Origin of the sequence: Spirosoma oryzicola (assembly GCF_021233055.1) — a bacterium.
Taxonomy (GTDB): Bacteria; Bacteroidota; Bacteroidia; order Cytophagales; family Spirosomataceae; genus Spirosoma; species Spirosoma oryzicola.
The window spans coordinates 694,553-720,532 of sequence record NZ_CP089538.1 but is presented as its reverse complement, the minus strand read 5'-3'; the positions used below and the strand labels follow the sequence as shown (position 1 = coordinate 720,532).

Genomic DNA, 25,980 nt, shown 5'->3' with positions numbered 1-25,980 from the left:
CTTAGTTTATCGGAAGGCATTTCATAAAATAAGGCAGAATACGATGTAACAATTGATGCCCGACGGAAACTGTTATCTTTGTGCTATCGTTTGTAATAAACTATGTTCGAGAACCTTCAGGATAAACTCAATAAGGCGATCAAGACCCTAAAAGGGCAAGGTCGCATCACCGAAATCAACGTTGCGGCCACCATTAAAGAAGTACGTAGAGCATTAACGGATGCCGACGTAAACTATAAGGTTGCCAAAGACATTACAGACCGGATTCGTGACAAAGCCCTCGACCGGAAAGTGCTTATCTCGGTAGAACCCGGCCAGTTGTTCGTTAAGATCGTGCAGGAAGAGTTGACCGAACTGATGGGGGGCGAAGCGCAGGGCATCAACGTCAAAGGTGATCCTGCCGTTGTTCTGATCGCCGGTTTGCAAGGATCGGGTAAAACCACGTTCTCCGGTAAGCTGGCATCGCACCTGAAACGGCAGGGTCGCAATGTACTGCTGGTAGCGGCTGACATTTACCGCCCGGCGGCTATCGACCAGTTGAAAGTACTTGGCGAGCAGGTTGGCGTAGAGGTCTACTCGGAACCAGAAAACAAAAATGCCGTTCAGATCGCGCAGAACGCGATTTCTCAAGCTCGTAAAACGGGCAAGAAGATTGTGATCGTCGATACAGCCGGCCGTTTGGCGGTCGATGAAGCGATGATGCAGGAGATCGAAGCCGTTAAGCGAGCGATCAGCCCGACCGAAACGTTGTTCGTCGTTGACTCCATGACGGGTCAGGATGCGGTCAACACGGCGAAAACCTTTAACGAGCGCCTTGACTTCGACGGTGTTGTACTAACCAAGCTCGACGGTGATGCACGCGGTGGTGCGGCTCTTTCGATCAAGACGGTTGTCAATAAGCCTATCAAGTTCATCAGCACGGGCGAAAAAATGGAAGCCCTTGACGTGTTCTATCCCGACCGGATGGCTAGCCGGATTCTGGGGATGGGCGACGTCATTTCGCTAGTAGAGCGGGCGCAACAAGCGTTTGACGAAGAAGAAGCGAAACGCATCAACGCCAAGATGCGCAAAAACCAGTTCGACTTTGACGACTTCCTCTCGCAGCTACAGCAGATCAAGAAGATGGGTAACGTCAAGGATCTGCTGGGTATGATTCCGGGAATGGGCAAGATGATCAAAGACCTGGATATCGACAACGATTCTTTCAAGCCTATTGAAGCAATCATCAGCTCGATGACGCCTAAAGAACGGCAACGTCCCGACATTATCGACGGAAGCCGCAAAAAACGCATCGCTGCCGGTAGCGGTACCAACATCACGCAGGTAAACAATCTGTTGAAGCAATTTGACGAGATGCGGAAGATGATGAAGAAAATGAATACCATGCAGGCATCGGGCAAGCTGAATAAAATGATGAAGTAACCGACTGAGAGGGGGTCTGATTTGTGGTATGCCGTATCTCCAGGATACGGCATACCACAAATCAGACCCCCTCTCAATTACTGCCAACAATGCCAATGAGTCGTTTTACCGACCGTTGACTTTGTTTGTGGCCGGAAAGTTGTTGTTTTGCGGCCATGAAACATGCATTAACCGCCCTCTTACTGAGCCTTGCCGCTACTGCCTTTGGTCAGGCTTCCGTGGCCTACTACCCGTTTAACTCCGTTGTGACAGTGAGCAGCAATGCCGACCGCGCCATTTGGCTAGACGCTCGTTTTCAGACCAATACCGCGTTCGAATCGTTGAGTACGACACTTTGCCCCATGGTCAACATTGTTCGGCGCGAGCAGGTAAACTATTACGCAGGTCTCGGTATTCGGGCCAACTTCCTGAACGGTATTGACAACCGCGATGTGCTGGAAGGTTATTCGCTTCATTTTGGCGTTCGGGCGAAAGTGCCTTTTATTCCAAACTTACGGGCTGCTTTCGAACTGTCGCCCTACTCCCGCAAAGATTTTAAGTACGGTATCATGCAAACCTACCTCGGGTTAGCTTACCAGTTTAGCAAAAAACCAAAGTCATAAAACGGATCGGGGCCCAACGAGCGATTTGTGTTGCTCATTGGACCCCGATCCATTTTTATCTACGCTTACTTTTTATCCGGCGCGTTGTATGTAAACATGCCGTGCTCCAGTTTGCCCGCCCGGTCGAAAAGCCGCAGGGCTTTCTGGTACGTATCGTCCGATTCGCTGATAACCCGGAAGAATTCGTTGTTCTGTCCGCCTTTGTTATTTTTCTGGTAAATGCTCCGGGCAACCAGCGCCTTCACCTGCGTACGGATGTAATTTTTCGAGCGATTGTATTCTTTCTCGTTGAATTTTACGCCCTCAGCCGTTGCTTGTTTTGTCAATTTGCCCAGTTCTTCGTCGTTGATTGTAACGGCCCGGTCGAACTCAGCGAATGGCAGCTTTTCCAGTTTCTTCCGGTTGTCGTTGGTGTACTCCATCGCGAACTCACGAATGATGTTCTTGCTGTACAACTGCACCAGGTAGCTCGTCTGCCAGCTCGAATCGCGCGGGATAAAGTAATCGGGTGTGATACCACCACCACCGTATACGACGCGTCCACCGTCGGTTTTAAACTTTAGCTTCGGGTCATTTTTAATCGAATCGGCGATGTAATATTCACCCCGCTTCGAGCGTAGTTCAAGGTCCTTTTCGTAGTCGCCTTCCTGGCCCGGCACGTACGGTTTTTGAATGCTACGACCGCTTGGGGTATAGTAGCGCGAGATGGTCAAGCGTAGTTCTGAACCATCGGAAAGCGTTACCGGCATTTGTACCAGTCCTTTTCCAAACGACCGGCGACCAGCAATCAGAGCCCGGTCGTGATCCTGCAACGCACCGGCTACAATCTCCGATGCCGACGCACTACCCTCATCAACCAGCACGATCAGCGGACCTTCTTCAAACTGTCCGGCAATACGCGCAAATGTCTGACGGTCATACCGGTTGTCTTTGCCGTCGGTGTAGACAAGAAGTTTGTTGCCCGAAATAAACTCATCGGCAATACTCGTAGCCCGATCCATGTAGCCTCCCGGATTGTTGCGCAAGTCCATGAGCAACTGCGTCATTCCCTGCGCCTTCAGTGCGGTCAAGGCCGTTTTAAACTCGTCGTACGTAGTTTCCGAAAAACGATTGACTTTAAGATAACCGGTCTTGTTATCGATCATGTAAGCGGCATCCACTGAATATGTCGGAATTCGGTCGCGGGTGATCGCAAATGCCTTAGGCTCCTTCTCTCCTTTCCGCAGAATCGTCAGTTTTACTTCCGTTCCCCGTTTACCACGCAACGCTTTGAATACAGCGCTATTTTCGATCTTCTTACCCGCCAAAGGCGTATCATCCACCTTAATGATCTTATCACCACTCTGGATACCAGCCGTTTCGGACGGACCACCGGCTAACGGCGTGACCACATAAACCGTATCCTTGAAGATGTTGAACTCGACGCCAATGCCATCGAACCCCCCTTCCAGCTGCGACCGGGCCGCAATAGCATCCTGGGGATTCATGTAAGCGGTGTGCGGATCCAGTTTTTGCAGCATCTTCTCGATCGAATAATCAACCAGTTCGTCGGTATTGACCGTATCGACGTAGTTATTTTCGATGAGCTGTAAAATCTCCCGGTATTTGGTGTACCCTCGACCGATGGTATTCAGGCTTTTGGTACCACCAAAAAACGTTGCGCCGATAAGCACTCCACCGGCTAGGGTAATACCCAGTAGCATAGGTAGCCGAACCGTTGCCTTACTGTTTTGAATCACTGGACGGCCCCCTTTTTGGCCCGCCGGATCATTATTGAAGCGCTCTCCTGACTCCATTCGTTCGTTCCTCCCTAAACACATTCGTATATACCCTAAACGATTGGAATATAGCGAAATGTTTGCCACATAGCCGTATTCGGCACAAAAAAATAGGGAATGCTGTAAAACAATTAACGAACTTATTGATGATCACGCAGGCTTACCGAATTATCCTTAAGCCCGGTTATAATCCCTACGCCCTTTTTAGCGAATTTTACGCTGGTATACGCACAAATTCTGTACAACGATTTCCCGCAACACATCGCCTAACTACCGATTGTAAAACTCGTAAACTGATCCAATGAGGCCGGGTTGCGCAACGTATCTTTGCTGGCCGCCAGCGATGCATCGACCCCCGACAAGATTTTTTTTACGGGCGCTTCCAGCTTCTTACCGTTGATGGTGTATGGAATTTCGCTGATTTCGTACACGGCATCGGGCACATGACGAGGACTGAATTGAGTCCGTAACGCTTGTTTAATGCGTGATTTCAACTCGTCGGTGAGCGAAAAACCCTCGTTCAGCACGATAAACAGCGGCATAAAATAGCCGCCACCCGGCTGTTCCAGACCAACGATCAGGCTGTCCATGATCTCGGGAAGGCTTTCTACGGCACTGTAAATTTCGCTGGTACCAATCCGCACCCCGTCTCGGTTGAGCGTAGCATCGGAACGACCGTGAATGATTACGCCATTGTGTTCTGTAATCCGAATGTAATCGCCGTGCCGCCACACCCCCGGATATACGTCAAAATAACTTTTGCGGTAGCGCTCATTGCCCGGATCGTTCCAGAAATAAATGGGCATCGACGGCATGGGTTGCAGGATCACCATCTCACCCAGCTCCCCTCGCACGGGTTTACCAGCCGCATCGAACGCTTCAACTTTAGAACCCAGTAGCCTGCACTGAATTTCGCCTTCGTAGACGGGTAACAACGGATTGCCGCCCACAAAGCCACTGCACACATCCGTCCCCCCACTGAATGAAATCAGCCACACATCGGACTTGATGTGTTCATAAATCCAGCGAAATCCTTCCGGTGGCAAGGGAGACCCGGTAGAGCCAATTGTCCGGAGTTGTGTCAGCTTGTTTGTTTTCATCGGTGTCAACCCCGCTCGTAGACAAGCCATGTAATAAGCTGCTCCCCCGCCAAAGTGATTGATCCGGGCTTCATCGACCAGGTTCCAGAGTACATTCAGATTGGGATTACCCGCAGCCCCATCGTACAGGACAAGAGTAGCGCCAACCAGCATCGACCCAATGGCGAAATTCCACATCATCCAGCCCGTTGTTGAGTACCAGAAATACCGTTCGCCAACGTGAACGTCCTGATGCAGCGCCAGCACTTTGAGGTGTTCGAGCAGACAGCCACCCACGCTATGGGTAATCGCCTTCGGCTTGCCCGTCGTTCCCGATGAGTAAAGCACCCAGATTGGATGACTAAACGGGACGGGTTCAAACGTCAGCTCGTCAAAAGTGGGCGTGTCCAGCACCTCCTGCCACAGAACGGCCCGCTCCAGCCGACTGTTTCGGTCGAGATATGGCACCCAGACAACACGTTGGAGCGTGGGCAGGTTGATCCGCAGCTCCCGGATGGCTTCGGTTTTATCAATTGCTTTTCCATTGTACGTGTAGCCATCGGCGGCAATCAGCACCTTCGGTTCGATCTGCTGAAACCGGTCGGTAATGCTCGCGGTACCGAAATCGGGCGAGCAACTCGACCAAACGGCTCCGATTGCATTCGTAGCCAGAAACGCGACTACGGCTTCGGGACTATTGGGTAATACCGATACGACCCGGTCGCCAACGCCAACGCCCTGCTGCCGAAGGTACGTCGCTACGGCGTTGACCTGCTGTTCCAGCGTTTGCCAGGATATACTCAACGGTCTTGGTCGTTGTTCGGAAGCGAAGATGAGGGCGGGCCGTTGGAGGTTGCTATGCCGAAAGATGTGCTCGGCGTAGTTGAGCGTTGCCCCTCTAAACCACTCCGTACCAATCATATCGCGCGAGTTTCCTTCCAGCACGACCTGTAGGTAAGGCGAATGACTGTATACGTCGAAAAACTGCCAGATACTTTCCCAGAAATCTTCGAGATCGGTCACCGACCAATCCCACAGATCATCATAATCTCGGAAGTATAAACCTTTCTTAATAAATAGCCAGTCCATGTATTTTTTCAGGAGTGACTGCTCAGCAATGCGTCGGGAGGGAGTGTAAACAGGAGTGAGTGTTGGGCGAGACATAATAATAACCGTTACCGTTACCAATTGGTCGTCCGTAGCTGCGCCATAGACAGATGACAAATCTGTAACGACCAATGCCTTCTATGGATTGTTTTTAAAACAAAATGTGTTTAGACAAAAGCGGACACGGTACGGTTATCAGGAAAAGCCGTAACTTTGCGTCCCTTTTGAACTACGCTTCAGCGACTAAGCTGATAATCAGCAAATAAATTAGGCACAGCAGTACGATTTACTGTATTTTTCCATGAATCAGGATTCAGATAAGAACGACCGCCGTGACGGTGAGTCTCGTTCCTTCGGTCGTCGGGATGACGGCCCACGTTTCAACCGCGCGTCTGGCTCGGGCAATCGCAACGATGGCTCCCGCGATACCAACTCCGACCGACCCCGCTTTAACCGTAATGACGGACCACGTAATGACGGACCACGTAACAACGACCGTTCTGAAGGTGACCGCCCTCGCTTCAACCGCGACGACAAACCCCGTTTCGACCGTAATGACGGACCACGTAATGACGAACGGCCTCGGTTTAACCGCGACGATAAGCGGTCAGACAGCTCCGGTGATCGTCGGCCCCGCTTCGACCGCGACCAGAACAACGACCGCCCACGCTTTAATCGGGATCAGAATAACGACCGGCCACGTTTCAACCGCGACGACAAACCGCGCTTTGACCGGAACGATAACGCTCGGGGTCGTCGCGACGACCGGTCTGGCGATTCACGCCCGAACCGGAACGACGAACGGCCTCGGTTTAACCGGGATGAACGGCCAGGTTTCGACCGGAACAACGATCGTTTCGGTACCGAACGGCGATTCAACGACCGAAGCGATGAGCGGCCCCGCTTCGACCGCGACCGGAATCGCTTTGGCAATGAGTCAAATCGTTCAGACAATGACCGGCCTCGCTTCAACCGTAATGACGGACCACGTAATGACGGACCACGTAATGACGACCGTTCGGGTAACGACCGCCCCCGGTTTGACCGTAACGATGAGTCCAGAAACCGGTCGGATCGTTCAGGATCGCGTGGCAACGACCGCTTTGCCGGTAAAGATTCGCGCTTCTCACGCAACCGAAACGATAGTTCGGACAAGCCCGCTTTTAAACGGGTTGGCGGTTTCAATCGGGATGCTGATGAGCGCAACCGCTTCGGCGGTGACGACCAGCGCGATAACAAACGGAGCGATTTCCGTAGCCGGGATTCGCAGGACAGTACCCCGCGCTTTTCGCCAGAGCAACGTAAAGAATCGGGCGAACGGCGGACGGGTGCTTTCAAAAAGGCTCCGGACTACAACCTGGAGCAGATTCGTACCGAACGCTACAGCAAACCTCGCAACACTCGGCAGAAAGACACCAGTGAACGTCCCGACCGTTCAGAAGCTGATTCGGGCTTAACGCGCTTGAACCGGTACATTGCTAACTCAGGCGTTTGTTCGCGTCGTGAAGCCGACGAACTGATTGCGCGGGGTGATATTTCGGTCAACGGTAAGGTCGTGACGGAGATGGGCTATAAGGTGAAAGATGGCGATACGGTGAAATACGGCACTAAAATTCTCAATCCCGAGCGTTTTGTGTACGTGTTACTAAACAAGCCTAAGGATTATATCACAACGACGGAAGATCCTGAAGAGCGTAAAACGGTGATGGAGCTGGTTGCCGACGCGGGCAATTTCCGGATGTATCCGGTTGGCCGCCTGGACCGTAACACAACGGGCCTGCTGCTGCTGACCAACGACGGCGAACTAGCCGACAAACTGACGCACCCGTCTAATAACGTTCGGAAAATCTATCAGGTTGAGATTGATAAACCGATCACGGACGAACATTTCGAAAAGATTCAGCAGGGAATCACGCTCGAAGACGGCCCGATCAAACCCGACGCTGTGAGTATCGTTACCCCCGACGCTCAGGTTATCGGCATCGAAATTCACTCAGGGCGTAACCGAATCGTGCGTCGGATCTTCGAACACCTCGGTTATGAAGTAACGAAACTCGACCGGACGACGTACGCGGGTCTTACCAAGAAAGAGCTTCCACGCGGCAAATGGCGGTTCCTTGATCCCAAAGAGGTGGTAAAGCTGAAATATTTCAACAACTAGTATTCTCAGAGCAAACAAATGGACGACCAATTTGGTCGTCCATTTGTTTATCAACGGCCGTGAATCATCTTTTCCCTTATATCGAACGAACACTGCTACACCCCGGTGTCACGATCAACCAGCAATACGAAGCGCTCGACGAGGTTACCCAGCTTGGTCTGGCGGGCCTGACCGTTGCGCCATTCTGGGTTAAGAAGTTCCGGCGCGAACTAGGCGACAACCACCCGGCGGTTCTGTCGACGGTTATTGGTTATCCGTTCGGGTATCAGCGCACCGAAGCAAAACAAGCCGAACTGGAGTGGGCTTTGCGCGACGGAGCGGGTGAACTAGAAGTTGTCCTGAATACATCGGCGTTGTTCTCCCCCACTTCCGTCTGGCTCAAAGTCGAACTAGCCAAGCTAGTCGCGTTGGCTCACGCGCAGGAAACGTTTTTCACAGTTATTCTCGAATCGTCTTTGCTCGACGAGGATCAGACGAAAGCGATGATCAAATTAGCGACCGATGCCGGAGCCGATTTTATAAAAGATAAAACGGGTGCTTTACCGACCCATTTTTCGCTGGATGCGGCACTGGCCTTTCGTCGTTGCGTTGCTAAGTCCGTAGGCGTCAAAATTGTGGCCGACGGCGCAACCGAAGCAGAACTTGAGCAACTTGTAGCAGTTGGTGTTGACCGATTATCGATAAGCCCGCTTACCCCTTAAATTTATCGGCGAATACGTACCAGGAATTTGCTTTTAGTATACCTTAGCGGCTATCTACATCATTCCTGTTTATGAAGGTTCTTTTCCGTTGCTTTTTGCTTTTTATCAGTGTCAGTTCCTTTGCCCAGCAAACACCTTACCAATCCTTTGAAGTTGATAGTGTCGCTAGTCCTCATGGCGGTATTGCTTCGCTGAACACGTTTATCCAAGCCAATTTACGAAAACCCATTGCGGCCCAGGCGGAAGGCATTGGTGGCCGAATCATTGTCAGCGCCGTTGTCGAACCTGATGGCAGCACCTCCAACGTAAAACTGGTCAATCACTTACGTCCTGACTGCGACCGTGAAGCGTTGCGGGTATTCAAACTTTTCAAAGCCTGGAAACCCGCGCAGAAAGATGGCAAAGCCGTTCGACAGCAAATAACGGCTCCTGTACTTGTTGAGCCTAACGCCCCGTTTACTTATTGGAACGGAACAATTATTACCTATCTGAATGACAACAATCAAGCGTCTACGAACGTCAGCAATGTAGTAGCTTTTAAGGAAGTAGTGCCGGTTGATACGAATGGTTTGCCGAACGGCGATCGTATTGTCTATAAACTAAACGGCAAAACGTGGGAGGAGCATTACAGAGATCGTTTGCTACGCAGAAGGACGCAGCGCGTAAGCCCTTTGGGTCATCCGGTGTATCAGGTAGGCTACAAAAGTGCGATGCAGGATGGCTTGGGCTCCATCTATACAATCGATAAAGAAGGCAACTTGCTCGAAAAAGTCACCTACAAAAATAATCGGCCAGCTGATACGCATCTCTTCTACCACGCAAACGGAATAATCGCCGAAAAACGAGATTACTCAGGTACTGGCCAGCTTGTATTCTCCTGGTATGATACGGGTCAGATTAAGTCAGTACAAGAAATAATGACGGCTGGTCCGTCCCACGAACTGATTTCAAACCAATGTATTGGACTCTGGGATAGCACAGGCCGTCAGTTGGTTAAGAACGGAAACGGGTGGGCTGTCTTTTCCCAAACCGTCAAATCGCGAAAGGAGCCAGCTAAGCAAATTTCTTATACGGAACAGGGAGCCTACGAAAACAGCGTTAAGCAGGGGAAATGGACCGGTCAATACGCAGACAACTCTTACCAGTACGAAGAACAATACAGTAAGGGCATTTTTCAGTCAGGGAAATCCTGGACAGCGAACGCAGATACCGTTCATTACAACCAGTTAGAAGAAGATCCCAAGTTCAAGGGGGGACTAGTAGGGTTGCAGGATTTTCTAAACGCAAATTTGCGGTATCCGGTCAGTGCTCAGCGAGACAGGGCTCAGGGCAAAGTCTTTGTCAGCTTCGTGGTTTGTGAAGATGGTAGTTTGTGTGATTATGATATCGTGAAAGGCCTGCATCCCGATCTGGATCAGGAAGCCCTGCGGGTTGTCGAAAAAATGAGCGGCCACTGGCAGCCAGGCATTCAGCGAGGTCAGAAATCACGAACAAAATACAACATACCCATCAGCTTCTCCCTATTGTAGTCTCTACCCGGCACCAATACACGCCCGTTTTGCGACTGCCGGAAGCGTATCTGATTACTTACTAAATGTCTTTCTATCCCATTTAACTCCCATGAAGCGATTCTTTCTTTTTGGCTTACTATTGTTGTCTTTGACGGCTGTCGCTCAACAAACGCCTTACCAGTCATTTGAAGTCGATAGCGTTGCCGAGCCGCGCGGTGGCATTGCTTACTTCAACACCTTCGTTCAGGCTAATCTGCGAAAACCTATTGCGGCTGAAGCAGCTGGTGTTGGCGGACGGGTTATTATCAGCGCTGTTATCGAACCCGATGGCAAGCCATCCGATGTAAAGCTGATGAATAATCTGCGGCCCGACTTTAACCGGGAAGCGCTGCGGGTCTTTCACCTTTTCAACGCCTGGAAAGCAGCCAAGAAAGGCGGGAAAGCCGTTCGGCAGCAAATAACGGCTTCAGTAGCCTTTAAAGCCAATCAGCCATTCGTTTATCGCGACGGAGCACAAATCGCATACTTCGATGCCGATCAAAAACGCCTGACGGACAGCAGCGCTAACGTTCGATTCAAACAGGTATCTCCGCTGGATAGCAACGGCTTTGCCAACGGCGACATTATTGTGTACAGAACCAAAGGTTCGTCCTGGAAAGAAGAATACCGCATACCGTTCATACGCGAGACAGATACTAAAAACGATTCATCCAATCCCCCGACCCGTCGTCATGGCTATTATCATACCGATAGTCTGTGGGAGGGCAAGGTTTTAACGTTCAGCGAGTCGGGGGATCTACTGAAACAAACCTACTATAACGGTGGAAAACCAACGGGCATAGAGACGACTTACCACCCGAACGGATTAGTGGCCCAGAAATCGGAAGCAACGGATACCGGGTTTGCCTTTACATCGTGGCATCCCAACGGCCAGATCAAGCGCGTATGGACGAGCAATAGTACCACCGTATTTGCTACCAACAAACCTATTGAGGTGACCTCTTACTGGAACGATGCAGGACAGCAGCTCGTAAAAGAAGGAAACGGTTATGCCGTCTACACAGAAGCGGTAGAATCACAAACCGACAGCTCACAGCAAACGACATTGGTAGAACAGGGTTTGTACCAGAATGGCCTTAAACAAGGTGTCTGGACGGGTCGCTACAAAGACGGATCGTACGGCTTTGACGAGCAGTATGATAAAGGTATTTGTCAGCAGGGGAAAGCATACATTAGCGGAAGCGATACGCTGCGATACACCGAAGTCGAAAAACAAGCCGAATTCAAAGGGGGGATGAACGCGTTGGGTAGTTTCCTGGCGCAGAACCTAAGTTATCCTGTTAACGCACAACGGTCTGGTGCTGAAGGAAAAGTGTTTATTAAGTTTGTGGTTTGTACGGATGGTACGTTATGCGACTACGAAGTGATCAACAGTGTGCATCCCGAACTGGACAAAGAGGCTCTGCGCGTAGTTAGAAAAATGAGCGGTCGCTGGAAACCGGGTTCCTTACGAGGTCAGAACGTCCGGGTCCTGTACAACCTACCGATCAATTTTTCGCTTCATTGAAGTTAATCTGAACAACCACAGGACAAAACCTATAATCTGTTCGTAAATTCGCCGGATAAATTCCGCGCAAATGTCGCTTAAGCAAGTCCCTCTCCATCACATTCATCAGCAATTAGGCGCGAAGATCGTGCCGTTTGCGGGCTTCGAGATGCCCGTTCGTTATTCGTCCGATCTGGACGAGCACAATACCGTCCGCAACGGCGTCGGTATGTTCGACGTGTCGCACATGGGTGAGTTCATTCTCAAAGGCGACGGTGCCCTGGACCTGATTCAGCGGGTTTCGGCCAATGACGCCAGCACCCTCTTCGACGGTAAGGTTCAGTACAGCTACCTGCCCAACGGTCGGGGCGGCATTGTTGATGACCTGCTCGTGTACCGTATCAGCGCAACCGAATACATGCTGGTTGTCAACGCGTCGAATATTGAGAAGGATTGGAACTGGATCAACCAGTACGCACCTGACTACGACGTTACGCTGGTTAATATTTCCGACGATATGGCCTTGTTTGCCGTTCAGGGACCGTTAGCGGCTAAGGCGCTGGAATCACTTACCCCCGCCAAGCTGGACTCGATGGGCTATTACACATTCGAGAAAACCGATTTTGCCGGTTACGCGAACGTGATCGTATCGGCAACGGGCTATACCGGCGCGGGTGGATTCGAAATTTACGTGTCAAACCACCAGGCTGAAGGCGTATGGAATGCGATCATGGAAGCCGGAAAGCCTTACGGTATCAAGCCGATTGGTCTTGGCGCGCGCGACACGCTCCGGTTAGAAATGGGCTATAATCTCTACGGAAACGACATTACCGACGAAACGTCTCCTATCGAAGCGGGGCTGGGCTGGGTTACTAAGTTTACCCACGATTTCGTTGACGCCGACGTACTGAAGAGCCAGAAAGAACAGGGTGTGGGCAAAAAACTGGTTGGCTTTGAAATGATTGACCGGGGTATCCCACGCGGGCATTATGAACTGACCGATGCCGACGGCAATACCATTGGCGAAGTAACGTCGGGCACTCAATCGCCTACGCTCGGCAAAGGTATTGGTCTGGGGTATGTTCCAACCGCTGTTAGCAAACCTGGCTCAGAAATCTACGTTAAAGTGCGGGATCGTCTCTTAAAATCGCACGTTGTTAAACTTCCTTTCGTGAAAAAATAACTGTCTGAACCAGGATTTTTTTGATTTGAGTGACGACCCTGATTAGTGTCTCTACGACATAATCGATAGGATCAGTTTAATCAGAAAAATCCTGGTTCAGACATCGCTCTATGAAACAAATTGACGTTTGCTTAACCCCTGATTTATTACACCTTCACACCACCGAAAATACCATTGTGGTGGTTGCCGACGTATTTCGCGCAACATCGTGCATGGTTACGGCTTTCGCTTACGGGGTTAATAGCATTATACCCGTAGCAACCATTGACGAATGTCGGCAGTGGCAGGAGCGCGGTTACCTGGCGGCTGCCGAGCGTAACGCCCGTAAAGTAGAGGGTTTTGAACTCGACAACTCGCCATTCACCTACATGGACGAGCAGATTCGGGGCGCTGATGTGGCGATGACAACAACCAATGGTACATTAGCAATCACTCGTTCGCGGGGAGCCGTAAAAGTGCTGGTCGGGTCGTTCCTGAATCTGGACGCTATTGCGCGAAGCTTGAAAACGGAGCCGTATGACGTGCTGGTTTTGTGCGCTGGCTGGAAAGGCCGCGTCAACCTGGAGGACACGTTATTTGCCGGAGCGCTGGTAGAACGGTTAAAGGAAAGCTACGCGATGGCGGAAGACAGTGCCATCATGGCTTGGCGGCTTTACTGCCAGGGTAAAGATAATCTGCCTAGCTATCTGGCAAACTCGTCGCACATTCGGCGCTTGCAACGGCTGGGCATTCAGAAAGACATCACCTACTGTCTACAACACGATCTTTACGATGTTGTTCCTGTTTTGCGGGGCAATTCGCTGGTGAGTATGGAAGTATAAAAAAAGCAGTTGGTCAATGCATTGGCTGGCGTGCGCGACGCCAGCCAATGCATTGACCAATTAGATTATGCCGTAACCGATACGCGCTGTTCGTGTTCGAGGTAATCTAAGACTCCTTGCAGCGTCGTTAGTTTCGGGTAGTCTTCGTCAGGAATCCGAATACCGAACTCCTGCTCCAATCGCATGATCAGATCGACGGTATCGAGGCTGTCCAAGCCAAGGTCGCGAACAAAGTGTACATCGTTCGTAATGGCGGATTCTGCAACGCCAAAGTTTTTCAATATCTCCGTAACACGCGCTTTCATAATCGATCGGTAAGGAAGTCCGCTACCATTCGTTAGTAACGGTTGGTTACTATTCTTTGTTGCTTTACTAATCGTTTTTTAACAAATGACTCGTATTCGGATACAGCTGCTGCTTTGTAATCTTCGGAATACGATCTTTTAGAACAACGGTTCACCCAACAGCCGCTTCAGTTCCAGCTGATTGAGCAGTAACTGGTACTGAAAAGTCAGGCGGCCCAGTTCGGCTTCCTCTACGCCGGTTTCAGCGCTTTGTAGTTCTACGTTGGTAATAACACCGTTCCGCAACCGGGCATTGGCAATTTGCAGGGCCTTACGTGCCTGAACTACCTGCGTTTCGAGGTTGGCTAACCGAGTCTGGTTACTCCGTATGTCGGCGTTTAGCTGTGCAATCGTTTGTCGCAATTGTGCATTGGCGGTTTCAACGGCATATCGGCTCGCATTCAGGTTCAATTGAGCGGCTTGATTTTGCAGTTTGTACCGTCGGCCCGCGTAAAGGGGTGCTACAATGTTGACCCCAGCAGCCATGTTAGCCCGGAGCTTTTCGACCTCAAGCGGATAACCATTTTTGTAACCCGCTGACCCACTGAAGCTAATACTGGGCTGGCCAGCCCGGTTGTAAACCAGAACGTCCGTTTCAGCCGCCCGAACCCGGTCCTGGGCCAGTTGAACTTCTTTGTTGCCGGTAGCTGCCGACTGTAGCTGACCCTCAATATCAAACAGTTGTACCGGAGCCGTCTGCACACCTAACTGAAACTGCTGTATCGCCAGATCGGTAGCAGGATTGGCCACACCGGTCAGGTACGTTAAGGTCGCTAACTGACGCTCCAGTTGATTTTGCAGTTCGATCTTGCGGTTGGTTGACGCTTTCAGTCGTACCTGCTGCGTCAGTACATCGTACTCAAGTGCATCGCCATTCTGCAAGCGGGATGCCAGCAAACGCACATTAGCCGCTGCCGTTTTAATCACCGAGTCCTGAACGATAATGCCCTGCTGTAAGTACCCGATGCCGTAATAAGCCGCTGCCACCTGATAGCCAAGCGTTTGCTGCGTCAGCTCAAAGTTTCGGCGCAGAATCTGCACGTTATCAGCGGCCTGCTTGATTGCGGCATCCGTCCGGCCAAAGTCGTAGATGGTTTGCCCAACGGATACGTTCGCGTTGATGTTGTTGTTGGGAGCCAGTTTAGCAACGACTTCCTGCCCATTCAGCGGAATAGCAAATTGGGGGACTGGCGTTACATACGTGTACGTACCGTTCAGGGTAGCGCTGGGCCGCATAGCCGTCCGGGCAATATCGACCCGTACTTCGCCAGCCTGGATCTGTTGTTGCTGCTGCTTCAGCGCGGGATAGTTTGTGTTCGCCTGCTGCACCAACGCTTTCAGATCGTCGGGCACCGTAACAGCTGCCGTTTGATTCTGAGCCTGAGCGAAACCAATCGTGCTAAGAGCGATTAGGGTTAAAAATGTCGATTTCATTGATAGACGTTTCAACGTACCGTTTTCAGCGCTTCCAAAACTGGATCAGCGAAAAACGGTACTCTACTATTAGTGGGCTGCATCGGCAGCAGCTTTGGCCGCTTCGGCAGACATTTGTTTACGTTTCAGTAAGAACAAGAGCGGGAATGAGAGAACAAAAAAGAGTCCTGCCAGCCGGAAAGTGTCCAGATAAGAGATCATCAGCGCCTGCCGGGTAATAATCCCATCGAGTGTTTTGTACGCACCCGATACCGCATCCAATGGGTTTATACCACGCGCGCTCAGCCCCTGCGTAAGCGCGTTAAGCCGTTCGGTCAGCTGCGGGCTTCCGGGTTGCAAGTTCGAAACTAGGTCGCTCCGGTGCAGTGCGGTCCGCTGAGTTACGTAGGTATTGGTGATAGCCACCCCAAAGGCTCCGCCAATCTGGCGCATCATGTTGACAATGGCGATTCCCGTAGGCATCTGGCGTGGTTCCAGTGTTGATACCGATTGGTTGATCAGCGGCACGTTGACAAAGGCCAGTCCAATACCCCGAATGATAAGCGCTACGATAAAATCACCATTCGATGCATCGGCGTTGTACGTTGACATCAGGAAACAGAAGGACGAAAAAGCGACGTAACCCACCGCCACGATCAGCCTCGGCGATACACCTTTGGCCAGCATCCGTCCCGAAATGGCAAACATTGGTAGTGTTATAATACCACCGGGCATGAGCAGTAAGCCTGTCTGCGTAGCGGTCAATCCTACAACTCGCTGGGCAAACAAGGGATACAGCAGTACGGATGTGAACAGACCATACCCGACTACAACAACGAGTATCGACCCGATGGTCAGGTTCCGGTTTTTCATTACCCTTAGATCGACAACGGGCTCTTTGGTCCCCCGCAGTTCCCACCAGATAAAGAATGGCAGTGATATGGCCGCAACGATCGACAGATAAAAAATCGCGTCGCTGTCAAACCAGTCGTCGGCTTCGCCCCGTTCCAGCACGTACTGCAAACTACCGATCCCAACCGCGAGTAGCAGAATGCCAAGCTGGTCAATATGAATAGCCCGTCGGTTGATATTGATTTCGTCGGGTTTCTTGTCGATGTAGGTCAGGCTCAGAAACGTTGCGATGATACCAATCGGAACGTTGATGTAAAACATCCAGCTCCAGTGGTAATTATCGATGATAAAACCGCCGAGCGTTGGACCGAGCGTTGGGCCGAGTACGATACCCATACCGAACAAAGCCGAAGCAAGTGCCCGTTGTGATGCGGGAAACGCATCATAGATAAGTCCCTGCGACGTGGAGAGCAAAGCACCGCCCCCTACTCCCTGCAAAAACCGGAATAAGATAAGCGTTTCCAGATTTGTCGCAAATCCACACCCGTAGGATGATAGCGTAAAGAGGATAATCGATCCGACGTAGTAGTTCTTTCGCCCAAAGTACCGCTGCAAGAAGCCGGTCATGGGAATGACGATGACGTTGGCAATCGCGTAAGAAGTGACTACCCAGGATACGTCTTCGATGGTTACACCCAGATTACCAGCAATATCCGTCAGACCAACGTTGACGATGGATGTGTCGATCAGCTCGACGATAGCCGCCGAAACCGCTGTGATCACAATTATCCACCGCTTAAAACCCGTTGGCAAAGCCGGTTGTGCCGGGAGGGCCATTGTTTGAGTTGCCATTTGTGTGCGTTTTCAGTTCGGGGTGTAGTTTTCTGAGGTCGCTCTCATTGCCCTTTACGGCATCAAGCGACTGTCACGAAAACGTAAGACCGAAAACCGTTTAGTTTGCGACTCGTACTTCAGCGTCCACACTCAAACCTGCCCGCAGCTGATTTTTGTATTTTTCTGGATTCAGGATTTCAATCTTGACCGGAACCCGTTGGGTGATCTTCACGAAGTTTCCGGATGCGTTGTCCGGTGGCAACAAGGCAAAGCGAGCACCGGTGGCTTCCGATAGCGAATTGACGCGGCCTTTTATGTCGAGGTCTGGGTAGGCATCCAGCTTAATGTCAACCTCCTGGCCCAGCTGCATTTTTTCCAGCTGCGTTTCTTTGAAGTTAGCCACAACCCAGAAGGTCGAATCGGCAACAATCGTGAATAAGGTTTGTCCCGGTTGCACATACTGACCAACGATCACGTTTTTCCGGCCAATTTTACCCGTGATGGGAGCCGTCAGGTGCGCATAGCCTACTTTCAGCTTGGCGTTGTCGATGGCAGCCTGTTTCACTTTCAACACAGCCTGAATTTTCTGGATGTTTGCCTGTGCTTTAGCAATACCCGCCTGCGCAACGCCCTGCGACGTTTTGGCCAGATTGATCTGCTCGACGCTGGCCGTGTACTGCCGGGATTGCACTTCCACGTTGTTCTGCGAATCTTCCAGTTGTTTGCGGGTCAGCGACTGTTCTTTGTACAGATTCTGATCACGCTGTAGATCCTGCTGCGCCTTGCTCCGACGCGATGCCTGTACATCCGCGTTTGATTGAGCTACCCGTGCGTTCTGAGTGACGTTGCGGGCATTGGCCAGTGCAGTTTGAAGGTCGGCCCGCGCCGTTTCCAGATCAGCCAGCGACTGCTGATAATCGGCCTCCGCCTGAGCCAGCGCCACGTCGTACTCTTGTGGATCAATCGTAACCAGCGGTTGTCCCTGCTTTACGTTTGCGTAATCTTCTACATTGACGGATTGTACGTAACCCGCCACACGCGCCAGTACCGGAGCGGAGTTTCCTTCGATCTGGGCATTGTCTGTTGATTCGTAGTGTTGGCTATGCACGTAAGCGCGGTAGCCGAAATAGCCCCCCACCAATACGATGAGCGCTATTATAATACGAGGCAAGTACGTTTTTACCGCGCTCTTCTCTTCAGTAGTTGTTTCTTCAGTCGCCATTGTGGTTGCCATGGTCGTATTATCCAGGACGTGTTAATGAAAATACAGAACTTTTCTTTAGTCAACTTGTTTGACTATTGTACAGCAAAAGTAAACCAGGTTGACTATGAAGTCAAGGAGGTTGACTATATTTGTACAAAATTCAGTCGTAGATTGTTTCAGTTTTTGTTATTTTCGTGAATGATCGTGGAAACAGATAAAAATTCCTTTGATTTTAACCAGTTTCGATTGATAAGAGATCGGTCGGTTGGTCGGCTTTTTTGGCGGCTGAAGCGATTTACCTCAAATTTCATTGAGCCTCGTTTGCAGGCAATGGGTTATACTGACTTCAAAATGAGTTATCTGATGTTCTTGTCAAATATTGAGGAACATGGGATAACGAATAACGAATTGGCGAAGCGTGCCTGCGTGACGAAGCAGATGATGAGTAAAATTGTCGGCTTGCTGGAAGAGGAAGGATATATATATACGCAGAAAAATCCCAACGACTCGCGGTCGAGCATCATTTTCCTCAATGAGCGGGGGAAAGAGCTATTTGTTGCCTTGGAGGAATGTATGCAGGAAGTACGCTCTAAGTTCAATTCGATTGTGGGCGCAGACCGTATGGAACAGGTTATTGAAACGATGTCCCAATTGGTAAACACGCTCGAACAAGACGAACAATAAAGGAACGGATCATGTATGGTATAGGATGTATGATTGACGCTCGCGTCCATTACTCATCCAATCGCATACATCATCCGGCTTATGTTTACGTCCATCAACCCATATACGCAGAAAAAGCTCAAAACCTACCGGCCTGACTCCTCCGCTGGTATTGAGCGTAAACTAAAACAAGCCGACCGGGCCTTTGCCGACTGGTCGGCTTTGTCGTTGTCGGACCGCACCGCGTCTCTTCGAAAAGTAGGCGATTATTTAAAAACCAATAAACAGCGGTACGCGGAGCTGATCACCGCCGAGATGGGAAAAACACTACAGGAAGCCCTCGGCGAAGTCGAGAAATGCGCAACAACCTGCACGTTTTACGCCGATCATGCCGAAGCGTATCTGGCCGACCAGTCGATTGAATCCGATAGCGACGGTGGACCGGCGGCCCGTAGTGTGATCACTTATCAGCCATTGGGTCCTGTCCTGGCAATTATGCCCTGGAATTTTCCGTTTTGGCAAGCCATGCGCTTTGCCATACCCGGCCTGATTGCGGGCAATGTCGGGTTACTCAAACATGCGCCCAACGTAATGGGTTGCGCGCTGGCGATTGAAGAATCGTTCCGCGAATCGGGATTGCCCAAAGGCGTTTTTCAATCGCTGCTGGTTGACGTTCCGGTTGTTGAAACGCTGTTGAAAGACCGGCGCGTCAAAGCCGCTACGCTTACGGGCAGCGGTCGGGCGGGTGCGTCGATGGCGGCTATTGCGGGCAGTCAGATCAAAAAATCGGTGCTGGAACTGGGGGGCTCGGATGCCTTGATCGTGCTGGCCGATGCCGATCTGGAAAAAGCTGCCGAGACAGCCGTCAAATCCCGGATGCAGAACGCGGGACAAAGTTGCATTGCGGCCAAGCGGTTTATCATCGAGAAGTCGGTTAAAAAGCAGTTCACGGAGCTTGTCCAGCATCATATCGCGCAAATCAAACAAGGTGATCCAATGGACGAGGCAACGACAATGGGGCCAATGGCTCGGCTCGATCTTGCCGACAATATCGAACGTCAGTTTCGCGAAACCATCACGAAAGGGGCCAAACTGATTGCGGGAGGCAGCGGAACCACGCTCCACCGGGAGGGTTGCAACGTGCAGCCTATGCTGCTGGACCACGTAAAACCCGGTATGGCTGCTTTTGACGAAGAAACCTTTGGTCCACTAGCCGTTCTTATCGAAGCCAAAGACGAAGCCGACGCCATACGACTGGCTAATCAATCCGACTTTGGGCTGGGATCAGCGCTCTGGACAGAAGATCTGGACAAAGCGGCCCGGCTTTCCCGACAAATTCAGGCCGGTTCTGTATTTGTCAATGGACTGATGCGATCAGACGCCCGCGTTCCGTTCGGCGGTATCAAGACTTCCGGCTTTGGGCGTGAACTCTCCGAAGCAGGCATCAAAGAATTTACGAACGTGAAAACGATTTGGGTGGAAAAAGCTTCTTAAGTCAATAAGCGAACAAATCAAGTATCAATTAATTCACGACAACCATGAGTACGTTGCCAACGCAGTCGATCAAAGCGCTTTTTCTGGATATCGGTGGAGTATTGTTAACGAACGGCTGGGACCGGCACGCCCGCCGACGAGCGGCCCAACACTTTAATCTCGACTACGAGCAATTGGACGAGCGGCATCATCTTACCTTCGACACTTATGAATCGGGCAAATTGAGTCTGGATGACTACCTGAAGCGCATTGTGTTTTACGAAGAAAGGCCCTACTCGCCCCAGGAATTCGCTCAATTCATTATGGAACAGTCGCAGCCGTACCCAGATATGATTCAGCTGGTGAGCCAGTTAAAGCAGGAACATGGCTTAAAGCTGGTTGCGGTCAATAACGAAGGCCGCGAAATCAACGCGTACCGGATCAAGCAGTTTCAACTCAATACCTTTTTCGATGCGTTTGTCTCATCGTGTTACGCCCACCTACGCAAACCCGACACGGACCTTTTTCAACTAGCGTTGGATGTAGCGCAGATCGAACCTAATCAAGTGGTATACATCGATGATCGGCTCATGTTTGTGCAGGTGGCCCGAACGCTGGGTATGCACTGCATACACCATACCAGCTACGAATCGACCCGCGAAAAGCTGGCAGCCTTGGATTTAACGCTTGGCTAGCTGTTGTGTGTTGACTGTTAAGCATTGAACTTTTAAGCTGATGCTCAACATCCGTTCGCTCAATGCATATCTTTTAGATTTAGCCAATAGAGTCCAGCGAAAATAATGCTAAAGAAAACACCAAACGACGTATTCAACGCACCAAAACCAACCAAGACCACGGGCAGCAAAAGACCGACGGCTATACCCGCTATATACACCCAAAAACCGACTCGACGCAGTTGAAACATAAGAATGGCGCCAACCAGCGTAATAAGCGAGTAAAAAAATTGAGCAACCGCCAGCAATCGAATTTCATCAGGATCGCCGGGCATCGGCTGTTCGCCCGTGGCAGCCCGATCCTCAAAGTACTGCTTTGGCTGATTTCGACGTTCTTCGGCGTCGGGCTTGCGTTTGACGTAGGAGGTTTCGGCTACAGCGCGCGTTTTCGAAAACGATACAACCGAGTCAAAAAGGCCCAAAGTGCAACTAAGAAACGTAAGAACACAAAGTAAGGTCAAAAATTGCGAGCGCATTGTCAGGACGGCTTTTGGGCCGTTTTATTAATAAGCGGGCAAGATACTGTAACGGCAGTCCATCCGCACCAGGAGAAAACCTTATTTTCGCGGCAGAGTTTCATAATCAACCAACGAAACCTGTCAAACATGACTTTACAAGAACTAACAGACCAAATTCGCACAAAAGCCTCTCACGCTGACAGTCTCAATGCTACGGCAAAGCTCGTCACGGATCAGGGGGTTGTTTATATCGATGCCACACAGTCGCCCGTTGTTGTCTCGAACGACGACAAACCAGCGGATTGCGACCTGCACGTTAGTGTCGATAATCTGGTAAAAATGGGCACGGGCGACCTGAATCCGATGATGGCCTTCATGACCGGAAAGCTTAAAGTAAAAGGCGATATGGGCATTGCCATGAAGATGGGGCAGGTCATGGCCTAAAATCTTTTCACCTGGACATTAGATATTGGACGGTAGGCTTTTTATAGTGTAGTTCATCGTACCAATATCTACCGTCCAATGTCTAATCAGCAGCCTACTTCCCGTCGTAAATTTCTGCAAGGTAGCATCCTGGCTACCGCTGGCTTCTTTATCGTTCCCCGTCATGTACTAGGCGGCAAACACCCCGATGGCTCCCGCTACATTGCCCCTTCTGATCGGCTCAATATAGCGGCAGTAGGTTGCGGAGGCAAGGCCGATGTCAACATCAGACTGGCTTACAACAACGGTTCTGACAACATGGTAGCCTTGTGCGATGTAGATGACCGTCAGTCGAAAAAATACCGGGCTCAATTTCCCAAAGCACCTTATTTTCAGGATTACCGCGAGCTATTCGACAAGGTGGCGAATACGTTCGATGCCGTCATCATCAGTACGCCCGACCACATGCACGCGCCCATTGCGATGGCCGCCATGCAGCTTGGCAAGCACGTATACGTTGAGAAACCGCTTACGCACGATATTTACGAAGCCCGAATGCTAACCGAAGCAGCTCGCAAATACAAAGTGGTGACCCAAATGGGCAATCAGGGAAGTTCGGGCGACGCGACACGGATTATCGAAACGGCCATCCAGGACAAGATAATCGGTCACGTGCACACGGTTTATTGCTGGACAAACCGCCCCGTTTGGCCGCAGGGCGTGCGCTCGCCCAAAGACAAAGGCGAATCGCAACCCGTTCCCGCCGAAGTCAACTGGCCGCTCTGGCTTGGCACCGCTCCTACCCGCCCCTATCACGAAGCGTACATGCCGACCCGCTGGCGCGGCTATTGGGACTTTGGCACGGGCGCGCTCGGCGATATGGGTTGCCACTTTATGGACGTACCATTTCGGGCGCTGAAACTCAAGTATCCTACCTCAGTAGAGTGTAGCGTGGGATCGGTGTACGCCGATTTTTTCAAAGAAGCCTTTTACGATGATGTGTGCCCCCCTTCGTCGGCTATTCACCTGACCTTTCCGTCCGACGACAAGAAGGTGAAGGAAATCAAGCTCTCCTGGTTCGACGGGGGTATCCGCCCACAATTGCCCGACGGCGTGGAGTACAGCGACGTATTTCGCGACATCGACGGTGGCGTTTTATTTATCGGCACAAAAGGAATGCTGGTTGGTAGTCTGTTCGGCAACGACCCCAAGCTGCTACCAGTCGATAAGTTTGCCAATACAGCCTTACCCAGTCCGAAAAAACCGCTGGTAGAAGGAAAAACGGAAGGGCACCAGCAGCAGTGGGTCAAAGCCTGCAAGCAAGGCTACGGCGCGTATACATCCTCTTCGTTCGAAGAAGCGGGTCCACTCACCGAAACCGTCCTAATGGGCAATCTGGCTACGCGTTCGTATCTGGCGCGCGAAGGCGATAAATTCACGGGGCGCAAGAAACTTTTGTGGGACGGCGCTACCATGAAAATTACCAATTACGACTATGCTAACCAGTTTGTAAGACGCCAGTACAATGGTGGCTATACGTTATAGATTCATTTTGGGCTACCCAAATAGTACAATTAGCTATCAGCTTCATTAAATCTTCTCATAGGCAGGCAGTTAGAGAACTTTGTTTCTAATCGAATAGGCTTTACTTTAGTGACAGACAAGAGCGCTAATGGGTCCTTTTCGCCGATTACTTTTTGGTCTTCTGACTGCTTGCCTAACAACGTTGCCTCTGTTGGGGCAACCCTTACGCCATCAGCCGGTTGTCGATCTATCAACCAGCGATGATCAGATAAGCTTGCGGGGGAAGTTGGCTTATTTCCGGGATTCGTCAGCCCGTAAGTCGGTTCAGGATGTCATTACTGCAACATTTCAGCCGGTCACGACGCCGGTTCCTAACTTTGGTATTATCACGGGGGTGAAGGTAGCAAAACCGGCCTGGCTCCGGTTTAGGGTTCAGAACAAGTCGGCGGAAGAACAACGGTGGCTGGCCGAAATCGATTTCTGGTGTTTCGACGAGCTTCAGCTTTTCTTGGTCGATGATCAGAACCGGATTTTTTCGACCTCTCCCGTTATCGGCTGGAAAACGCCCGCAGCCAGGCGCCCGTTCAATCATCGGCATTACTGGTTTCCGATCAATCTAGCTGGTCACCAAAACGTCACCGCTTACCTGCGTGTGGTCAAACAACGGGGTACGCAAATTGTCCCGCTTGAACTGATCCGCGCGTCGGCTTACGAACCACTGCTTCAGGAAAGCTATTTGTTCTGGGGCGGGGTCCTGTTTACGCTGGCCTTCGTGGCCGTCATGAGCTTCATCTTTTTTCTGATTACGCTCGACCGTATTTATTCGAAATACATCTTTTGTTTACTCGGCCTCGTTGGTTTTTTCATTATCAACGATGGGTTCCTGAATCAGTTTGCGTTTGACGAGCAATTCTGGCTACCCCGGCAGAACGTTTATTTTTTGTTCCCGCTCATTCTTTTTTATTCGCAGCTGTTGTTTGTCCGTACCTTTCTGCCGTTGTACCGGACACCGTCTTACCGCTGGCACAAGATCGGTACCGTCGTGTTATGGTGTGGCGTTTTCTGCCTGTTAGCGCTTATCATCGAACGTTTTACGCCTTACTCGCCCCTGCTGGAACTGTTTCTAATTCGGCTGTTTTCTATTTTTTACTGGTTTCCGGTCCCGGTCATTGTCGCGTACATTGTTATTAGCATCGTTCGGAACTACCACGTTAAAGAAGCCTGGCTGTACCTTATTGCCGTGCTGCCGTTCTATACCCTGAATCTTGGACAGGTTCTGGCCAATTTTGGCCTCTTGCCTACGTATGAGCCCGTTGCCAAGTTCATGTATTATGCCCCAGCCGCCTTGTTTGAAGTGCTGGTGCTGACGGTTGGCCTTGCGTACCGCTACAAGATGAATCGCGATCAGACGGAGCGGCTCATCAAAGAACGAACCATCCAGCAGAAGCGAACGTACGAAGCAGAGGTTCAGACACTGGCGATGAAAAACAGCCTGTTAATCGAAAAGACGCGCATCGCCCGCGATCTGCACGATAACGTGGGCGCTCATCTGGCTTTCGTTGTTACCAACCTCACGCACATCAGCGATCAGGCGGAAAAACAGCCCAGCATGGATAGACAATTGTGGTCTGACCAGTTGCGAACCATTGTCAGCTACACCCGCGAAGCCATCAAGCTCCTGCGCGAAACAATCTGGGCGATTCATCAGGAAAGCTTTACGGTTGAAGAATTTTCGGAGCGGCTCAATCAGTACATCAACCGCTACGTGCAGGAAACCGACGGTTTGCACGTCGATGTGGTCGTAACGGGCACGCAGGCGCAGCGGCTTACCTCGACGCAGGTTTTGAATCTTTTCCGAATCGTACAGGAAGCCCTGAACAATGTGATCAAACATGCCAACGCCACGCAGGCGAAGGTACGGTTGCAGGTTCTGGCGGGCGGCCGCATTAGTCTGCGTATTCACGACAATGGTCGGGGTTTTACGTGGGCGAACGGAGCGGTTTCCGATCATCATTATGGGTTGCGAAACATGCAGACCCGCGCGGAAGAACTCGGCGGCAGCTTCCGCGTTTTTGCCGAAGAAGGTACTACGGTTGAAGTAACGGTTGATGCTGTTTCGTAACGTCTGGCGGTGGGATGGAGTTTTT

Annotated in this window: 21 protein-coding genes; 14 read left to right on the top strand and 7 right to left on the bottom strand. The window is 51.0% G+C overall.

Annotated features, from left to right (window positions below):
• Positions 1 to 102 precede the first annotated feature (102 nt).
• Together ffh and LQ777_RS03030 are read left to right on the top strand one after the other, a co-directional pair.
• Positions 103 to 1,422 (top strand): signal recognition particle protein, encoded by a 1,320-nt coding sequence (gene ffh, locus LQ777_RS03035; protein ID WP_232561047.1) that lies wholly within the window; start codon positions 103 to 105, stop codon positions 1,420 to 1,422.
• A 155-nt stretch (positions 1,423 to 1,577) separates the two neighbouring features.
• Entirely contained in the window at positions 1,578 to 2,024 is a 447-nt protein-coding gene (locus LQ777_RS03030) for a hypothetical protein (RefSeq protein WP_232561046.1), read from the top strand.
• Between the two features lie 65 nt (positions 2,025 to 2,089).
• Here LQ777_RS03030 and LQ777_RS03025 read toward each other — a convergent pair whose 3' ends face one another.
• Positions 2,090 to 3,820, bottom strand: a complete 1,731-nt coding sequence (locus LQ777_RS03025) for a S41 family peptidase (RefSeq protein WP_232561045.1) — start codon at positions 3,818 to 3,820, stop codon at positions 2,090 to 2,092.
• Positions 3,821 to 4,068: 248 nt separating this feature from the next.
• Positions 4,069 to 6,045, bottom strand: a complete 1,977-nt coding sequence (locus tag LQ777_RS03020; RefSeq protein WP_232561044.1) for an acetoacetate--CoA ligase — start codon at positions 6,043 to 6,045, stop codon at positions 4,069 to 4,071.
• A 244-nt stretch (positions 6,046 to 6,289) separates the two neighbouring features.
• On the opposite strand from LQ777_RS03020, the gene LQ777_RS03015 reads away from it, so the two are divergent.
• The 6 genes from LQ777_RS03015 (at position 6,290) to LQ777_RS02990 (ending at position 13,911) form a co-directional block, all read left to right on the top strand.
• A complete protein-coding gene (locus LQ777_RS03015) occupies positions 6,290 to 8,149 on the top strand; it encodes a pseudouridine synthase (protein WP_232561043.1) in 1,860 nt (619 codons plus the stop codon).
• Between the two features lie 59 nt (positions 8,150 to 8,208).
• Entirely contained in the window at positions 8,209 to 8,850 is a 642-nt protein-coding gene (locus LQ777_RS03010; RefSeq protein ID WP_232561042.1) for a deoxyribose-phosphate aldolase, read from the top strand.
• A 71-nt stretch (positions 8,851 to 8,921) separates the two neighbouring features.
• Entirely contained in the window at positions 8,922 to 10,379 is a 1,458-nt protein-coding gene (locus LQ777_RS03005) for a TonB family protein (RefSeq protein WP_232561041.1), read from the top strand.
• 91 nt (positions 10,380 to 10,470) lie between these two features.
• Positions 10,471 to 11,928, top strand: a complete 1,458-nt coding sequence (locus tag LQ777_RS03000; RefSeq protein ID WP_232561040.1) for a TonB family protein — start codon at positions 10,471 to 10,473, stop codon at positions 11,926 to 11,928.
• 70 nt (positions 11,929 to 11,998) lie between these two features.
• Positions 11,999 to 13,090, top strand: coding sequence for a glycine cleavage system aminomethyltransferase GcvT (gene gcvT, locus LQ777_RS02995; protein WP_232561039.1), 1,092 nt, complete (start codon positions 11,999 to 12,001; stop codon positions 13,088 to 13,090).
• A gap of 110 nt (positions 13,091 to 13,200) precedes the next feature.
• Complete coding sequence (locus tag LQ777_RS02990) at positions 13,201 to 13,911, top strand: 2-phosphosulfolactate phosphatase (protein WP_232561038.1); 711 nt, start codon at positions 13,201 to 13,203, stop codon at positions 13,909 to 13,911.
• Between the two features lie 65 nt (positions 13,912 to 13,976).
• Here LQ777_RS02990 and acpP read toward each other — a convergent pair whose 3' ends face one another.
• From acpP to LQ777_RS02970, 4 genes are all read right to left on the bottom strand, one after another.
• Positions 13,977 to 14,216, bottom strand: coding sequence for an acyl carrier protein (gene acpP, locus LQ777_RS02985; protein ID WP_232561037.1), 240 nt, complete (start codon positions 14,214 to 14,216; stop codon positions 13,977 to 13,979).
• Positions 14,217 to 14,354: 138 nt separating this feature from the next.
• Complete coding sequence (locus LQ777_RS02980; protein ID WP_232561036.1) at positions 14,355 to 15,689, bottom strand: TolC family protein; 1,335 nt, start codon at positions 15,687 to 15,689, stop codon at positions 14,355 to 14,357.
• 69 nt (positions 15,690 to 15,758) lie between these two features.
• A complete protein-coding gene (locus tag LQ777_RS02975) occupies positions 15,759 to 17,372 on the bottom strand; it encodes a DHA2 family efflux MFS transporter permease subunit (RefSeq protein ID WP_232561035.1) in 1,614 nt (537 codons plus the stop codon).
• A 100-nt stretch (positions 17,373 to 17,472) separates the two neighbouring features.
• Entirely contained in the window at positions 17,473 to 18,588 is a 1,116-nt protein-coding gene (locus LQ777_RS02970; protein WP_232561034.1) for an HlyD family secretion protein, read from the bottom strand.
• Between the two features lie 168 nt (positions 18,589 to 18,756).
• Between LQ777_RS02970 and LQ777_RS02965 the strand changes: the two genes are divergently transcribed.
• The 3 genes from LQ777_RS02965 (at position 18,757) to LQ777_RS02955 (ending at position 21,389) form a co-directional block, all read left to right on the top strand.
• Complete coding sequence (locus LQ777_RS02965; protein ID WP_232561033.1) at positions 18,757 to 19,242, top strand: MarR family winged helix-turn-helix transcriptional regulator; 486 nt, start codon at positions 18,757 to 18,759, stop codon at positions 19,240 to 19,242.
• A gap of 81 nt (positions 19,243 to 19,323) precedes the next feature.
• A complete protein-coding gene (locus LQ777_RS02960) occupies positions 19,324 to 20,715 on the top strand; it encodes an NAD-dependent succinate-semialdehyde dehydrogenase (protein WP_232561032.1) in 1,392 nt (463 codons plus the stop codon).
• Positions 20,716 to 20,759: 44 nt separating this feature from the next.
• Positions 20,760 to 21,389, top strand: a complete 630-nt coding sequence (locus LQ777_RS02955) for an HAD family hydrolase (RefSeq protein WP_232561031.1) — start codon at positions 20,760 to 20,762, stop codon at positions 21,387 to 21,389.
• A 59-nt stretch (positions 21,390 to 21,448) separates the two neighbouring features.
• Here LQ777_RS02955 and LQ777_RS02950 read toward each other — a convergent pair whose 3' ends face one another.
• Positions 21,449 to 21,904: a hypothetical protein gene (locus LQ777_RS02950; RefSeq protein ID WP_232561030.1), complete on the bottom strand. Its 456-nt coding sequence runs from the start codon at positions 21,902 to 21,904 to the stop codon at positions 21,449 to 21,451.
• A gap of 129 nt (positions 21,905 to 22,033) precedes the next feature.
• On the opposite strand from LQ777_RS02950, the gene LQ777_RS02945 reads away from it, so the two are divergent.
• The 3 genes from LQ777_RS02945 to LQ777_RS02935 all read left to right on the top strand — a co-directional run bounded on the left by LQ777_RS02945 (position 22,034) and on the right by LQ777_RS02935 (position 25,955).
• Positions 22,034 to 22,330: an SCP2 sterol-binding domain-containing protein gene (locus tag LQ777_RS02945; RefSeq protein WP_232561029.1), complete on the top strand. Its 297-nt coding sequence runs from the start codon at positions 22,034 to 22,036 to the stop codon at positions 22,328 to 22,330.
• A gap of 78 nt (positions 22,331 to 22,408) precedes the next feature.
• Entirely contained in the window at positions 22,409 to 23,854 is a 1,446-nt protein-coding gene (locus tag LQ777_RS02940) for a Gfo/Idh/MocA family protein (RefSeq protein WP_232561028.1), read from the top strand.
• Positions 23,855 to 23,981: 127 nt separating this feature from the next.
• Positions 23,982 to 25,955, top strand: a complete 1,974-nt coding sequence (locus LQ777_RS02935; RefSeq protein ID WP_232561027.1) for a sensor histidine kinase — start codon at positions 23,982 to 23,984, stop codon at positions 25,953 to 25,955.
• Positions 25,956 to 25,980 lie beyond the last annotated feature (25 nt).